Consider the following 14,232-nt stretch of genomic DNA (forward strand, 5'->3'; position numbering starts at 1 on the left):
ACGGCCGGGGCAATCGCTTATTTCTGATAGATTTTTGACAGATCCTGGAACAGATAGACCGGTTTCGGCTCCGCTTCCTGGGTGCCGCCGAAACGCTTGTCTACCGCGACGGTCGCATTGGTATAGGCGATCGGGTAGTACGTCATGTCGTTCGCCACGATCTGCTGAATTTGCTTGTAGATATCGGCACGTTTCGCGGCGTCGGTTTCCACGGCGCCTTTATCCCACAGGGCATCAAACTGCGGATTTTTGTAGTGCGCGTAGTTATAGGCTTCGTTGCTCATGAACAGCGATTTGTAGCCGTCCGGCTCTGAGCCCATGATGTAGCCGCCCAGGTTCAGCTCCCACGCGGTGTTGTTCATATCGAGGCTGCGCTGGGACATGGCGTTGGAGTCCAGCGGCATCAGCTCCACGTTCACCCCAATGCCCTTCAGCGCCTGCTGAATGTAGAGCGCCATGCTCTCCTGGGTTTTGTTGGTATTCACATACGCCAGGCGCAGCTTGAGGTTGTCCGGCGCGCCGGACGCTTTAAGCCGCTCTTTAGCTTTTTGCAGGTCGAATGTGTATTGCTCGACGTCATCCGTCTTGTAAAGCGTATCGGGCGTCAGGAAGGACGTCGCGGGTTTGGCGTAGTCCAGCGAGGTAAAGGCGGTCTGGGTCAGCTCGTCTTTGTTGATGGCGTACGCAATGGCCTGACGCAATTCTTTGCTCTTCATTACCGGCACGTTCTGGTTGAACGTCATATAGGCCAGACGGCCTTCCGGATAGACCACGAAGTCAAACTTACCGGTATTTTTCAGGCGGTTCACATCCTGCGGGTCAACCATCTTGAGGTTGATTTCACCGTTTTGCAGCGCAAGGTTGGCGGCGTTACTGTCTTTGGCGAAACGGTAGGTCACCGAATCTAGCTTCGCTTTGCCGTTCCAGTAATCGTCAAAACGGGTCAGGGCGTAATATTGTCCGGCGCGGTACTCTTTAAATTTGAACGGCCCGGAGCCGACCGGTGCATCGTTTTTGCTGCTCTTTTCCAGGTCGCCTTCGCCGGCGAACACGTGCTGCGGGATCGGGTAGATCTGTACCAGCGTGCCGGTAAAGGCCGCGCTGACCTGCGGTAAGGTGAACTTAACGGTGCGGTCGTCAACCTTGCTCACCTGTACCGGCTTATCGCCGTAGGTGAACATGCTGCGGAAGAAGCTGTGCTGTTTGGCATCGAGCAACTTGTTGAACGTAAAGACCACGTCGTCCGCCGTCAGCGGCTGGCCGTCCTGCCATTTCAGGTTCGGTTTTAACGTCAGGGTGTAGCTGAGGTTGTCGGCAGAGGGCGTCAGGCTTTCCGCCAGGCCCCATTCGATCTTACCGTTGTTGAAGCTATAGAGCGGGGCATAGAGCGCCTGCATGATCGTCAACGTGGTACGGTCGCTGGCGTAGAGCGGATTTACAGCTAACGGGTCGCCGGAGGTAATACCGATAATCAGCGAACCGCCCGCTTTTGGCGCATCGCTTTTTGCCGCTGAGGGCGTATTTGTCTCTTTATTTTTCGCATCATCACAGCCCGCCAGGCCTAACGCGAGCGAAACAACCACTGCCGATAACAGAAGCTTGCGCATCTCACTAACTCCTTGCCTTATAAAGTGTTTATGACTGCATCTTTTATTTATGTTGAAGCATCATATGCAGCTTTATCCGTTTACGCATTAATTATGAAAATGCGATTTTCGATTAAGCTTATGCCGGATTTGATATATATAAGCGCCGGAAGGAATAGCGGCAGATCGATTACGCTCAGTTCGTTAAACGCTTCACAAATCTCCTGCTACACTGCCTCAACACATCACTCAAAAGGCAGGCCAACATGTCAGACAACACGTATCAGCCACCCAAAGTGTGGGAATGGAAAAAGAACAACGGCGGCGCGTTCGCCAATATCAACCGCCCGATTTCCGGCGCGACCCATGAGAAAGATCTTCCTGTCGGTTCGCACCCGCTGCAGCTTTACTCGCTCGGCACACCGAACGGCCAGAAGGTGACGATCATGCTCGAAGAGCTGCTGGCGCTGGGCGTAACGGGCGCGGAGTACGACGCGTGGTTGATCCGCATCGGCGAGGGCGATCAGTTCTCCAGCGGCTTCGTGGAGGTGAACCCGAACTCGAAAATACCGGCGCTGCGTGACCACTCCACGAACCCGCCAACGCGCGTCTTTGAATCCGGCAATATCCTGCTCTATCTGGCGGAGAAATTCGGCCACTTCCTGCCGAAAGATCCGGCGGGACGCACCGAGACGCTGAACTGGCTGTTCTGGCTGCAGGGCGCGGCGCCGTTCCTCGGCGGCGGCTTTGGCCACTTCTATAACTATGCCCCGGTGAAAATTGAGTACGCGATTGACCGCTTTACCATGGAAGCCAAACGCCTGTTCGACGTGCTGGATAAACAGCTGGCGCGCGGTCGCTACGTGGCGGGTGAGGAGTACACCATTGCCGATATCGCCATCTGGCCATGGTTCGGCTGCGTGGCGCTGGGCAGCGTGTACAACGCCGCTGAGTTCCTCGACGCAGAAAAGTACACCAACGTGCAGCGCTGGGCGAAAGACGTGGCGAACCGCCATGCCGTTAAGCGCGGACGCATCGTTAACCGCACCAGCGGCGAGCTGAACGAGCAGCTTCACGAACGCCACGCGGCGAGCGACTTCGAGACCAATACGGAAGATAAGCGTCAGGCGTAATGTTCTGCCGGGCGGATCGCCGCCCGGCAACCGAGATCCTTTCGCAGGGCATGATTGGCCTAAAGGTTGAGCCGGTATTGCTGGCACTATCTGTGCGTTTTTCTCACCTCAGAGTGAGAAGCGACGTATCAACCGACAGCAGTCACAAAGGATCTGTTATGAAACTGATTAAAACAACGCTGGTTATCAGCGCCCTCATTTTTTCCACCTCGGGAATGGCCATCGATAAAACCGCCGCTGGCGCGGTAGCAGGTGCTGCCATTGGCGCGGCCACGGGCAAAGATCTGAAATCCACCGTTGGCGGTGCCGTTGTTGGCGCAGGCACGGGTGCCATGTTCAAAAACGGCGACAAAGGTAAAGCCGCGCGTAAAGGCGGCGCCGTAGGGGCTGCCGTGGGCGCAGGCGCCGCGGCGGTTACCGGCAAGAGCGTGCTGAAAGGTGCAGCCGTTGGCGCGGGCACGGGCGCGCTGATTGGTGAAGCGACGCACTGATAAACTTCGCCGGGCGTCGCAGCGCGTGCCCGGCCTCATGGCTGTTCAGTAATAACCCCGCACCCAATCTCGCATTTTTGCGAGCCGCTTTCCGAAATAGCATTTCCCCTCTGTCGCAGCGATGTTAACAATTGCCAGTCGTAGCCTGAAGATTACAATGCATTTGCTTATCGTAAACTACAGGCTACAATAATGGCTAAGGTTAAACACTACATCACAGCTGATGGGTATGACCCTTTTGATGCATATCTAAGAAGTGTGAAAGATCCCATAGCAAAAGCCATGATTGCCACGCGTGTCGCCAGAATGTCAACGGGTAACTATGGTGATTGTAAACCATGCAGAGAGAGCGTTTCAGAGCTCAGAATTAACCAGGGGCCGGGTTACCGTGTCTATTTCAGCGAAGTCTCCGATCCGGCAGATGGCGCAGTGAGTCTGGTGCTACTGACTGGAACGAAAAAAAAGCAAAGTGCAGATATTGAAAGAGCCGTTGAGTACCTCAACGACTACAAGCGCAGGATATAAAAGGAAATCGCAATGGCTAAATCAGTACTCCATGATGACGCAATGGTACAACTCCTGAAAGATTCTCCGGATTTCGCGCCCGTATATCTTCATCAGGCTTTCATTGAAATTGACGAGCCCGGAGGCTATGAGGCATTCATGCTGGCTTTACGACATGTTATAGAAGCCTCCGGCGGGATGACTGTCATTGCAAAACGCGCAGGCATTTCTCGCGAATCACTCTACAAATCACTTTCACCAAACGGTAATCCCTCATTTAAGCGTATCGCCGAAGTGGCATCTGCAACGGGATACCCAATATCCCGAATTGCAACAGCAGGATTAAACACAACAGCGTGAGAGCCACTCCAAAATAGGCCCGGATATGCGACCCGGGCAATACATCAATGGTGATCGTCATACTGATGCTCAATCACCATTCCTTCCGCCACGCTCGCCACATGGCGTGCACGCGGATGATAGACCGGAGCAGGGGCGGCATACGTTGTTTGTACAGGTGCAGGCGCAACGCTTACCGCCTCAGGAACCGTGGCTGACTGCGGAACAATCACGACCTTATACCCGGCAGGAACATCGACCGTGACGCTCTGGGCCATCGCTATATTGACCACGGCAAAACCTGCCAGGGCAGCAAATAAAATAATACGGTTTTTCATAAATTGAATTATTTCCGGCTTCAAGTAGATAATTCATTATGTCGGCGAATCCTTAAGACAATATTAATTTTCATGTTCTGGAATGTGCAGAAAATGCCAAATATATTGTTACAAGCGAATATTTTAATATTTGAAATATATTGACTTACGCTTTTTAAAAAGGCGGCAAGAAACATGCTTGCATGCCGCCTCGCCTGTTATGTTAATACTTTATATCCCGCGCTTTTTGCCGCCCGGCCTGTTTCATCTGACGTTTATCCTGGCGGCAGTCGTGATTACTCTGGTTATTGTTCGCCACGCAGGTCTGTTTCACCTGCCGTGACGCGTCGCGGGTTTCCTGCCTGACATCACGCGCCACGCGCCGCTCCTGCGCCTGCTGGGTCGCGCTGGTGGAAACCGAGAAAAACGTCAGAAAAATGAGAGAAAGGACAGGGATAAAAGATAACGATCTGTTCATAGCAACACCTCGTAGAAGAGAGTCCAGAACGTCAGGGGTTAGCAAAAGAATAGCAGTTTCAGAGCACGCGGAATGGGGAAGGCGTTAATAATGTAAGGCCGCTCAAGGCGGCCTTATAACGTTGCGTTATGCCGTCAGGCGGAACTTCTGCACCGAGCGCTGAAGATCTTCGGTCTGACGCTCCAGCGCCGAAGCCGCCGCGGAAACCTCCTCCACCAGCGAGGCGTTTTGCTGGGTGACGCCGTCCATCTGCGTAATGGCGATACCGACCTGCGAAATGCCCTTACTCTGCTCCTCAGAGGCAGAGGCGATTTGCTTCATAATGGTCGTCACTTCCGTCACGTCCCGCAAAATCGCATCCATGGTCGTACCCGTGTCGCTTACCAGCTTTGCCCCCTGCTCGACGCGGGAAACGGAGTCGGTAATCAGCCCCTCAATCTCTTTCGCCGCGTTGGCGCTGCGGCTTGCCAGGTTGCGGACTTCGCCCGCGACGACGGCGAAGCCGCGCCCCTGTTCGCCCGCGCGTGCTGCTTCAACCGCCGCGTTAAGTGCCAGAATATTGGTCTGGAAGGCAATGCTGTTAATGACGTTGGTGATTTCAGCAATTTTCTTCGAGCTTTCCGAAATACCGCTCATGGTGCTTACCACCTCTTCCACCAGCGAACCGCCGCGGCTGGCGGTGGTTGAGGCCACATCGGCCAGCTGGCTTGCCTGACGGGCGCTCTCCGCGTTCAGTTTCACCGTAGCGGTCAGCTGTTCCATGCTGGCTGCCGTCTCTTCCAGTGCCGCCGCCTGCTCTTCGGTACGGGAGGAGAGATCGTTGTTACCGCTGGAAATCTCCGTCGCCCCGCGCCAGATATTTTCACTGCCGGAGCGGATCGTGCTGACCGCCTCGCGCAGGCTGTCCTGCATGGCACTCAGCAGCGGCACCAGCTGTCCCACGCAGTTGCGGCCGAACGGCTCAATGGGCTGGCTGAGATCGCCCTGAGCAATCTGGCGGAACTGCTGGCGAATGCGGTCCAGCGGTTTGACCAGCATCGCGACCAGGTAACGGTCGGTGAAGAGCAGGATCAGCAGACCGACGATCGTGGCGACGATAATCACCGTACGGGTCATGCTGGTCAGGCCGTCCACCACCACGCGGGTGCTGTCGAGCGATTTCGCGGCAGCACTGTTGAACTCTTCAGCCGCCGCGCCGAACGCGCGGCTCAGCGTTGGCGTGACGTTATTGGCCTGCTGACGATAGCCGTCCAGCGCGCCCAGTTTCGCCTGCTGCATTTGCGGCGTCACGCCCTGTTCGAGCAGCGCCTGCCAGGCACCGATCACCCGGGAAGAGACCTGGGGGTCCATTGGGCCTGGGGAGATCGCTTTCATCTCGGCCAGCTTCTTGCCCATGTTATCCAGCGCCTGCTGGGCAGACGCCAGATCCGGCGTGCCGCCTGCGGCTTTGACTTCCATTGCGCGGCTCAGACGGGTCACAAAGCGGAAATACTGATCGTTGCCCTGGCTGAGCACCGTCATCTGCTTGACCAGCTGGCGGTCCACCTCGTTGCCATCAGAAACGCGAGACAGAGACCAGGTGCTGTACAGCCCAACACCCGCCCACATTAAACAAAAGATCCCGAGAATCGCCAGCATGACGAAACGGATCGTGAAATTACGGAGCATATTCATAAGTCTTCCTTGCCGTGAGGGTGAATTCGCCCAGAGGCGAGTCTTACCCTCGTTATCGGCAGAAACTGACGAAGTTATACTATTTCGCGCGTAATTTTATAAAAATCTTCACTACCCTGCCGTTCGCCGGAAAAGGATAATCACTGCGGGGAAAATCTTACTGCTCAATACATGTTTTCATATTTCAGCAGCCGTCTAAATGTAAAACAGACAAACAGTTAATTAACCTCACAACCCGAAAGGATGAATACCCTGATGAATAAGACGGTCAAAGAACCGCACGACCGGTCAAGAAACCCTTTAATTTGTATGCAAATCATTCCAAAGCATTTAGCTCATGAATTAAATTAAATTTATTAATCAGATTTAATTATTTAAACGCTAATTATTGTGCAGGATATTTTTTTAGATTTCATTACATCCTTACCTGCTGAGGAAGTTCTTATTTTAAATAAATTCATTTAAAAAGAGCCGGACAATTTTCGACTCATCCAGAGAACTTCAAATGCGCAAATTAATGAATCGCACATTGCTTTCGCAATGTGTATTAGTGGCTTTAACGTCATTTGGCGCCCAGGCTAACGTAACGCCCGCTACGCCCTGCCAGCCGGGCGTGACATCGCAGACCTGCGGCTTAACGAAATATGTAGATAATAGTTTTTATGAAGATCCCGGCGTGACTAATGCCATTATGGCCGACACCACCGCAAATAATATCTTTATGGATGGAAGCCGTGAATCAGGGGATACCCAGTCATTAACCGTTTCTGGTACCGACATGTCCGGCCATTATATTCAGGGCAGCAACGGGGGGACGGCTAATATTACGGTGAATAACGGCGCCACCGTCGATATGATCGAAGTGGGCAATACCGGTGCAACCACCAATACGACGGTGACCATCGATGACGCCACGCTGAATGGCGAAAATGACGCCGGAAGCTACGAGGGCAAGAAAGCCTATATGATGGGTTCCGCCATTTATCTCGACCCCATGGATAAAGGTTACCACACCGTCAACGTTGAGGACGGCAGCATGCTGCACGGCAGTATTCTCAGTGCGGGAGCCGGTGCACAAAATATTGCCATCAGCAACAGCACGATGGATAAAGGCGGTATTTACGCGGGTAGCGATAAATCTGATACCAATATTACGCTGACTAACGCTTCCGTGGATGCCTCGCAGAGCGAAATCGCGCAGAACATCGACACGCTGGCGGTAAAACTGAGCGAATACAAGCCCTTCAGCGACATCAACCTGGATGCCTTTGGCGATGTCGCCATCGCGATGTACGGAACGAAGGCTGATTCGCTGGCGCTGGATAACAGTACGGTCACCGGCGACATTGGGGCCTTTAACGAAAACGGCACCACGCTGATTTCATTGACCAATAACAGCGTGGTAAATGGCAATGTGACCGTCGATGGTAACGCCGCAAATTCCGTTCTGGTGGATAACAGCACCGTGAACGGCGAGATAAATACCAGCCAGAGTACGGGCAATAGCACAATTACGCTGCAGAACAACGCGACCGTCAACGGTGATATTACAACGGGTGCAGGTGATGATACGGTCGTGCTGACCAATGATTCACATGTCAATGGCAATGTTAACGGTGGTGACGGCAGCGATACTCTGTCAATGGATGCGGGCAGTTCCATATCCGGACAAATAAGCCAGTTTGAAACGGTAAATACCACCAGCGATAACAGCATTGACATTGATAAAATTAACGATGCAACCAGCTGGAGTTTGCAAAACGGTTCAACCCTGATTGCCAATACCACCGGCAGCAATGCGCTGGTTACCATGAGCACCGACAGCTACGTGAATTTCGGTAATATTACCGGCGCCAATAACGCCGTGGTGGTGAACAGCATTACGCCGTCTGCGCAAAATCAGCAGGGGATAGTCCTGGGGACCTTCACCACGTCGGGCAGCAGTGCGCCGCAGAATTATGCAGCAGCCACGTTTACCAACGGCGACCAGACCGTGGAGAATCGTAGCGGCGCGTATAACTACAACAACAGTCTGAATATTGTTGCGGCCGACAGCGCGCCTCAGGCTCAGCTGACTGCAGATAATAGCCAGAGCTGGAATATTGAATTTAACAGCCAGAAGGGCAACCTTGCGAGCGACGTTCAGGGGCTGGTAGCCGGCCTGGATGCAGCGGAACAGGCCGGGCATCAGGTAGCGGATGACATCAGCAACCACATGAACCAGGTGCATCTGGCAAACCTGCTGGGAGAACAGCAGGACGGTGCGCAGGTCTGGGGCGATTTCCTTTATCAGAACGGTAATTTCAGCAACGACGTCGACTACAAAAGCATCACTCAGGGTGCGCAGGGCGGCGTAGACTGGACGGCGCATCTGGACAACGGCGACAGCGTCACCGGCGGTATCGCGCTGGCGTGGACGCGCAGCCGCGTGCAGGACACCAGCGACGGCGCGGATAGCTTCAAAGACAGCGTTTACGGTAGCTACTACAGCCTTTATGGCGGCTGGCAGCAGGCGCTGAACGGCCGAACCTGGGGTCTGTTTGCTGACGGCAGCTTCAGCTACGGCGATATGCGTTACTCGCTGTCTGCCAACAACGTGACGGGCGATACCAGCGGCATGACGGAAGCGCTGCACGGCTCCACCGATGGCAGTCTGTATCTGGCGCAGGCCCGCACCGGGGTGAACGTGTTGCTGCCAGGCGAAACGCTGCTGCAACCCTACGCCACTCTTGGCTGGGATCAGACCAAAGCGAACGGCTTCTCTGACAGCGAAGTCACCTTTGCCGACAGCCAGGTCTCTTCCTGGAACGGCGGCGCGGGCGTGAGGCTCACCACCACCCTTCGCGATTTGAACAAGAACGTGAAGGTGATGCCGTGGATCGACGCGCGCTTCCAGAAAGAGTTCAGCGATGACACCGACATTCAGGCGGCGGATTATCACAACACCTCCGGTCACAACAACACCATGGGCATCTTTGGGGCAGGTATCAACGCCACCATCGCCCATAACTTCACCCTGACTACCGGCGTCTATGTCGGTACTGGCGATGTGGATAACGATGCCAGCGTACAGGCGGGGATGAGCTATAGCTTCTGATTGTCGTCTGATTGCCCGGTGACCTGCGTGTACCGGGCAGTGCGGGACTCAACGTCTGACGCATCCCGGGGAAAATTGCTGGCAGGGAGTTCTGCCATCGCTTCTCCCCGGGATTTGTGTTTTGATAAGGACAGAATGAAAACGCCGTTTCAAAAATTCATCGATAAGAAAAGGAGACATCATGTCCTGGTACCCTGCCCCTGACCGCTACGAGAACATGCAGTACCGCCACTGTGGCAAGAGCGGCCTTCGCCTGCCCGCGCTGTCGCTTGGGCTGTGGCATAGCTTCGGCCACGTTCAGCCTCTTGATGCCCAGCGGGCGCTGCTGCGTAAAGCCTTCGACCTCGGCATTACCCATTTCGACCTTGCCAACAACTACGGCCCGCCAGCAGGCAGCGCGGAAGAGAATTTTGGCCGTCTGCTGCGGGAGGACTTTGCCGCGTATCGCGACGAGCTGGTTATCTCCACCAAGGCGGGTTACGACATGTGGCCCGGGCCATACGGCTCAGGCGGATCGCGCAAATATCTGCTCGCCAGCCTCGATCAGAGCCTGAAACGACTGGGCGTCGACTACGTGGATATTTTCTATTCCCACCGCGTGGATGAAACCACGCCGATGGAAGAGACGGCCTCTGCGCTTGCCCACGCCGTGCAGAGCGGCAAGGCGCTGTATGTAGGCATTTCCTCCTATTCAACCGAGCGCACGCAAAAAATGGCCGAGCTGCTGCGCGAGTGGAAGATCCCCCTGCTGATCCACCAGCCGTCCTATAACCTGCTCAACCGCTGGGTCGATAAGACCGGTTTGCTGGATGCGCTGGCGGCCAACGGTACCGGGTGCATCGCCTTTACCCCGCTGGCGCAGGGGCTGCTGACCGGAAAATACCTGAACGGTATTCCTGAAGATTCACGCATGCAGCGTGAAGGCAAGAAAGTCCGCGGTCTGAACGAAAAAATGCTGACCGAAGCCAACCTGAACAGCCTGCGTCTGCTGAGTGAAATGGCGCAGGCGCGCGGTCAGACCATGGCGCAGATGGCGTTGAGCTGGCTGCTGAAAGATGCGCGCGTGACGTCAGTGCTGATTGGCGCAAGCCGCCCGGAACAGATTGAGGAGAACGTTCGGGCGCTGGATAACCTGCGCTTTACTGAGGACGAACTCAAGCGGATTGACCAGCATGTTGCGGATGGGGAGTTGAACCTGTGGCAGGCGTCGTCTGATAAATAATACCGCACCGAGCAGTCCCCTCTCCCCTTTGGGGAGAGGGTTGGGGTGAGGGGTAAGGCGTACTTTACTTCTTACTGATCTTATCCAGATACCCCATCACAAACGCAGACAGCACAAACGTCAGATGGATAATGACGTACCACATCAGTTTGTTATCCGGCACGTTCTTCGCGTCCATAAACACGCGTAGCAGGTGGATAGAAGAGATCGCCACAATCGACGCGGCCACTTTATTCTTCAGCGACGAGGCATCCATTTTGCCCAACCAGCTGAGCTTCTCTTTGCGCTCGTCGATATCCAGCTGAGAGACGAAATTCTCGTAGCCGGAGAACATCACCATTACCAGCAGCCCGCCCACCAGGGTCATATCCACCAGCGACAGCAGAACCAGAATCAAATCCGCCTCGGCAATGGAAAAGATATTCGGCAGAACGTGCAGGATTTCCTGAAAGAACTTAATCGTCAGCGCGATAAGCGCCAGCGAAAGGCCAAAATAGACGGGAGCCAGTATCCAGCGAGAGGCGTACATGGCATTTTCAAAAAAGCGTTCCATAAAGTCCTGTTTGCAAAAGAAACCAGCGCCCAGTATATCCCAATGGCGCTGACTGTTTGCAATAGCTTACCAGTATGGTCACTCAGACGTTGTCGGGGTTAACCTCGGGACGGGCGTATTCCGGCCAGACCAGCACCACCAGCTCCGGGTAGGCTTCAAGGCTGAACTCACGAAAACACTGACGCAAATTTAATACGTCCAGATCGGAATAAGAGACCTTCTCGCCGTTAAGGCAGCGTTTTTTGATATTGTCATAATATTTATACACGGCTGAATTGAGATCGCTACAGCGACGCTGTGCTTCAAACAGTCCGGGCGTGTCATTAATTTCCGACATTTTCATGCGTTTAATTGTCGCGTGTAAAAAGTCGATATATTCATGGTTCACCCGCCAGTACCAGACAGGCGTAACGGAGTTCATCAATACAGAGAAATGGTCTTCCCCTTCCTCTTTTGTCATGAGTTCCGGTTGCGGCGGTTCACTGGTGTCTTTCGACACTTTCGTTTTATTGAACTCCTGCATCAATAAAAGCACACCAGCGGTCAGTAATAGTAATGTGATGACCGTAAAAAAGATGCTGTTCATGGGTAGGCTCCATTTTTTTTGATTTTAAATTTGCCTCATGATATTGTCAACGAATCTCACGCCTTTACCAACCCCACCCTGTTGAAATTAAAGGAAATTAAAAATGCTGCCCGACTATCTCGTCCCGGCTAAGTACCACATTACGCCTGTGGAACAGCAACCGACGGAAGCAGAAAAAGAGGTCAGTTTCACTCAGGGGAAAAGAAAGCTCTCTGATTACGAGCCTGATATATTAATTGGTGTTTCCCGTACCGGCAAATCCCGTAATATGTTGCTGGAAGAGCACGATCGTCATATAAAAGACCGCTTATTTCGCGCCATAAAAATTGAAGCCTTTGTCCACCTGCTGAATGATCTGCAGGCCGAAGGTGAAATAGATGCCCAGAAACTAAGTCAAATATTGGCCGAAAAAACCAAAGAAATTAACGAAGCGGGCAATGAAATTTGGCTTAACTTAATTACGCGCGAAAAAAACAACCCAATTTTTTATAGCCTGGGGGAGGATTAACGTGAAGGAAGTTAAAAATAACGACGTTTATTTGACTTTGGATGATAAAAAAAGTGATGAATTTATCTTAAAGCAAAATCTCGACGCACTGCGAAACACAAAAAATGACGAGATGACGCGCATTACACAAGACCTGGTATCGATCCCGGCGACGCTGGTGCGGCTGAAATGGCAGAATCGCCGTGAGATTTATCCGCTGCAGGTCAAAGAAGAAATTTACGGTGCCGTGATGAACGCCATCATGGAACAGCGGCCAGAGCTAAAAGAGAAGCTTCTGGGACGCCTTGAGGCCAACTACCAGTACCTGCTTGCCAGAGAGATCGCCACCCTGCGTCTGACGCGCAAACTGTCAGACGGCGAGTACCGTACCTCAAACGTCACCTGCGTTGCGCTTGATGAGGACGCGCTGGCAACCCCCTCTACCGCACCGACGGAAAATAAGAACGCATAAACCCAACAGGCATAAAAAAAGCCGGCTTTCGCCAGCTTCTTTATCACTTCGCGGCCGCTTTCTCTTCGCCGACCAGCCCAATCTTCAGATAACCCGCCTGATGCAGCGTGTCCATTACCTTCATCATGGTTTCATAATCCACGGTTTTATCCGCACGGAAGAAGACCGTGGTGTCTTTTTTACCGCCGGTAAGCTGATCCAGCGCCGGGATAACAGAGTCGGCCGTTACCGGGTCGTTCCCGAGGAACATCGATTTATCGGCCTTCACGGACAGATAAACAGGCTTTTCCGGGCGCGGCTGCGGCTGGCTGGACGAGGCTGGCAGATTCACCTTCACGTCCACCGTCGCCAGCGGCGCGGCCACCATGAAGATGATCAGCAGAACCAGCATGACGTCGATAAACGGCGTCACGTTGATCTCATGCATTTCGCCGTTATCGTCCAGATTTTCGTTTAGACGCATCGCCATAATATCAACCTACGCGCAGTTTGGACGCCGCGTGCACCGGCTTAACGGCGCTGGCATTCAGGTCGAGATCGCGGCTCTGCAGCAGCAGAACCTGCGCGGCAACGTCACCGAGGGTGGCTTTGTAGCTGCCAATCATGCGCGCGAAGATGTTGTAGATAACCACCGCCGGAATCGCCGCGACCAGACCAATCGCCGTTGCCAGCAGCGCTTCGGCGATACCCGGCGCAACGACCGCCAGGTTGGTGGTTTGGGTCTGCGCGATACCGATAAAGCTGTTCATGATGCCCCAGACCGTACCGAAAAGACCGATGAACGGCGAAATCGCGCCGATGGTGGCCAGATAACCATTGCCACGCCCCATGTGTCGGCCAACTGCCGCCACGCGACGTTCCAGACGGAAACCGGTACGCTCTTTTATGCCTTCGTTATCTTCACTGCCCGCGGAGAGTTCCAGCTCGTTCTGTGCTTCATTCACGAGCAGGGTAGTCAGGCTTTTCGCGTGGAAGGATGAGGTCATATCTGAGGCCTGATCCAGAGAGCGGGCTTCTGCCAGCTGTTGCTGTTCCCGCTTGAGGCGACGCTTCTGCGAAAGCAGCTCGGCGCTCTTGCTGAAGAAGATAGCCCAGGTGACAACGGACGCCAGAATCAGGCCGATCATCACAATCTTAACCACGATGTCAGCATGCTGATACATGCCCCAAACGGAGAGATCCGCCTGCATCAAATTATTACCCACTCTGTATCTCCAGGACGCAAATCACAAAATCTGAACGTAATAATATCAAAACATCGTCGAATTGATAGTAGTTCTCATTAGTATTTGC

The 14,232-nt window shown here is 53.7% G+C and carries 16 protein-coding genes; 8 read left to right on the top strand and 8 right to left on the bottom strand.

Annotated features, from left to right (window positions below; all coding sequences use genetic code 11):
• Nucleotides 1–17: 17 nt before the first annotated feature.
• Nucleotides 18–1,607, bottom strand: a complete 1,590-nt coding sequence (locus AA74_RS0112155; RefSeq protein ID WP_025912486.1) for an ABC transporter substrate-binding protein — start codon at nt 1,605–1,607, stop codon at nt 18–20.
• 245 nt (nt 1,608–1,852) lie between these two features.
• Between AA74_RS0112155 and yghU the strand changes: the two genes are divergently transcribed.
• The 4 genes from yghU to AA74_RS0112175 all read left to right on the top strand — a co-directional run bounded on the left by yghU (nt 1,853) and on the right by AA74_RS0112175 (nt 4,074).
• Nucleotides 1,853–2,719 (top strand): glutathione-dependent disulfide-bond oxidoreductase, encoded by an 867-nt coding sequence (gene yghU / locus AA74_RS0112160; RefSeq protein WP_008499796.1) that lies wholly within the window; start codon nt 1,853–1,855, stop codon nt 2,717–2,719.
• Nucleotides 2,720–2,877: 158 nt separating this feature from the next.
• The gene (locus AA74_RS0112165; protein ID WP_008499797.1) at nt 2,878–3,210 is read left to right on the top strand and encodes a glycine zipper domain-containing protein; all 333 of its coding nucleotides are present in this window, start codon (nt 2,878–2,880) and stop codon (nt 3,208–3,210) included.
• Between the two features lie 192 nt (nt 3,211–3,402).
• On the top strand, nt 3,403–3,735 hold the full coding sequence (locus AA74_RS0112170) for a type II toxin-antitoxin system RelE/ParE family toxin (RefSeq protein WP_008499798.1): 333 nt from the start codon (nt 3,403–3,405) through the stop codon (nt 3,733–3,735).
• 12 nt (nt 3,736–3,747) lie between these two features.
• The gene (locus tag AA74_RS0112175) at nt 3,748–4,074 is read left to right on the top strand and encodes a DNA-binding protein (protein ID WP_008499799.1); all 327 of its coding nucleotides are present in this window, start codon (nt 3,748–3,750) and stop codon (nt 4,072–4,074) included.
• A gap of 44 nt (nt 4,075–4,118) precedes the next feature.
• Here the strand turns inward: AA74_RS0112175 and AA74_RS0112180 are convergent, their stop codons facing one another.
• The 3 genes from AA74_RS0112180 to AA74_RS0112190 form a co-directional block, all read right to left on the bottom strand.
• The gene (locus AA74_RS0112180) at nt 4,119–4,391 is read right to left on the bottom strand and encodes a hypothetical protein (protein WP_025912488.1); all 273 of its coding nucleotides are present in this window, start codon (nt 4,389–4,391) and stop codon (nt 4,119–4,121) included.
• 202 nt (nt 4,392–4,593) lie between these two features.
• Entirely contained in the window at nt 4,594–4,848 is a 255-nt protein-coding gene (locus AA74_RS0112185) for a hypothetical protein (RefSeq protein ID WP_025912489.1), read from the bottom strand.
• A gap of 126 nt (nt 4,849–4,974) precedes the next feature.
• Nucleotides 4,975–6,522, bottom strand: coding sequence for a methyl-accepting chemotaxis protein (locus AA74_RS0112190; RefSeq protein WP_025912490.1), 1,548 nt, complete (start codon nt 6,520–6,522; stop codon nt 4,975–4,977).
• 550 nt (nt 6,523–7,072) lie between these two features.
• On the opposite strand from AA74_RS0112190, the gene AA74_RS0112195 reads away from it, so the two are divergent.
• Entirely contained in the window at nt 7,073–9,619 is a 2,547-nt protein-coding gene (locus AA74_RS0112195; RefSeq protein WP_240186499.1) for an autotransporter outer membrane beta-barrel domain-containing protein, read from the top strand.
• Nucleotides 9,620–9,800: 181 nt separating this feature from the next.
• Complete coding sequence (locus AA74_RS0112200) at nt 9,801–10,841, top strand: aldo/keto reductase (protein WP_025912492.1); 1,041 nt, start codon at nt 9,801–9,803, stop codon at nt 10,839–10,841.
• A gap of 64 nt (nt 10,842–10,905) precedes the next feature.
• Here AA74_RS0112200 and AA74_RS0112205 read toward each other — a convergent pair whose 3' ends face one another.
• The gene (locus tag AA74_RS0112205; protein ID WP_008499805.1) at nt 10,906–11,394 is read right to left on the bottom strand and encodes a TIGR00645 family protein; all 489 of its coding nucleotides are present in this window, start codon (nt 11,392–11,394) and stop codon (nt 10,906–10,908) included.
• An 82-nt stretch (nt 11,395–11,476) separates the two neighbouring features.
• On the bottom strand, nt 11,477–11,980 hold the full coding sequence (locus AA74_RS0112210; RefSeq protein ID WP_008499806.1) for an ESA_00282 family adhesion-associated protein: 504 nt from the start codon (nt 11,978–11,980) through the stop codon (nt 11,477–11,479).
• Nucleotides 11,981–12,083: 103 nt separating this feature from the next.
• On the opposite strand from AA74_RS0112210, the gene AA74_RS0112215 reads away from it, so the two are divergent.
• Nucleotides 12,084–12,488 carry a hypothetical protein gene (locus AA74_RS0112215; RefSeq protein WP_025912493.1) on the top strand — a complete coding sequence of 135 codons (405 nt, stop codon included), beginning with the start codon at nt 12,084–12,086 and terminating at the stop codon, nt 12,486–12,488.
• Between the two features lies 1 nt (nt 12,489).
• Nucleotides 12,490–12,939, top strand: coding sequence for a hypothetical protein (locus AA74_RS0112220; protein ID WP_023294557.1), 450 nt, complete (start codon nt 12,490–12,492; stop codon nt 12,937–12,939).
• Between the two features lie 43 nt (nt 12,940–12,982).
• Here AA74_RS0112220 and exbD read toward each other — a convergent pair whose 3' ends face one another.
• Together exbD and exbB are read right to left on the bottom strand one after the other, a co-directional pair.
• A complete protein-coding gene (gene exbD, locus AA74_RS0112225) occupies nt 12,983–13,408 on the bottom strand; it encodes a TonB system transport protein ExbD (RefSeq protein WP_008499809.1) in 426 nt (141 codons plus the stop codon).
• 4 nt (nt 13,409–13,412) lie between these two features.
• A complete protein-coding gene (exbB, locus tag AA74_RS0112230; protein ID WP_021242115.1) occupies nt 13,413–14,144 on the bottom strand; it encodes a tol-pal system-associated acyl-CoA thioesterase in 732 nt (243 codons plus the stop codon).
• Nucleotides 14,145–14,232 lie beyond the last annotated feature (88 nt).

It is taken from the genome of Enterobacter sp. 5-4 (assembly GCF_000612205.1).
Lineage (GTDB): Bacteria > Pseudomonadota > Gammaproteobacteria > Enterobacterales > Enterobacteriaceae > Enterobacter > Enterobacter roggenkampii.

What these genes read in the sequence shown, in the direction of transcription:
- AA74_RS0112155 (WP_025912486.1), bottom strand. Translation starts at nt 1,607, where the DNA reads ATGCGCAAGCTTCTGTTATCGGCAGTGGTTGTTTCGCTCGCGTTAGGC.
- yghU (WP_008499796.1), top strand. Translation starts at nt 1,853, where the DNA reads ATGTCAGACAACACGTATCAGCCACCCAAAGTGTGGGAATGGAAAAAG.
- AA74_RS0112165 (WP_008499797.1), top strand. Translation starts at nt 2,878, where the DNA reads ATGAAACTGATTAAAACAACGCTGGTTATCAGCGCCCTCATTTTTTCC.
- AA74_RS0112170 (WP_008499798.1), top strand. Translation starts at nt 3,403, where the DNA reads ATGGCTAAGGTTAAACACTACATCACAGCTGATGGGTATGACCCTTTT.
- AA74_RS0112175 (WP_008499799.1), top strand. Translation starts at nt 3,748, where the DNA reads ATGGCTAAATCAGTACTCCATGATGACGCAATGGTACAACTCCTGAAA.
- AA74_RS0112180 (WP_025912488.1), bottom strand. Translation starts at nt 4,391, where the DNA reads ATGAAAAACCGTATTATTTTATTTGCTGCCCTGGCAGGTTTTGCCGTG.
- AA74_RS0112185 (WP_025912489.1), bottom strand. Translation starts at nt 4,848, where the DNA reads ATGAACAGATCGTTATCTTTTATCCCTGTCCTTTCTCTCATTTTTCTG.
- AA74_RS0112190 (WP_025912490.1), bottom strand. Translation starts at nt 6,522, where the DNA reads ATGAATATGCTCCGTAATTTCACGATCCGTTTCGTCATGCTGGCGATT.
- AA74_RS0112200 (WP_025912492.1), top strand. Translation starts at nt 9,801, where the DNA reads ATGTCCTGGTACCCTGCCCCTGACCGCTACGAGAACATGCAGTACCGC.
- AA74_RS0112205 (WP_008499805.1), bottom strand. Translation starts at nt 11,394, where the DNA reads ATGGAACGCTTTTTTGAAAATGCCATGTACGCCTCTCGCTGGATACTG.
- AA74_RS0112210 (WP_008499806.1), bottom strand. Translation starts at nt 11,980, where the DNA reads ATGAACAGCATCTTTTTTACGGTCATCACATTACTATTACTGACCGCT.
- AA74_RS0112215 (WP_025912493.1), top strand. Translation starts at nt 12,084, where the DNA reads ATGCTGCCCGACTATCTCGTCCCGGCTAAGTACCACATTACGCCTGTG.
- exbD (WP_008499809.1), bottom strand. Translation starts at nt 13,408, where the DNA reads ATGGCGATGCGTCTAAACGAAAATCTGGACGATAACGGCGAAATGCAT.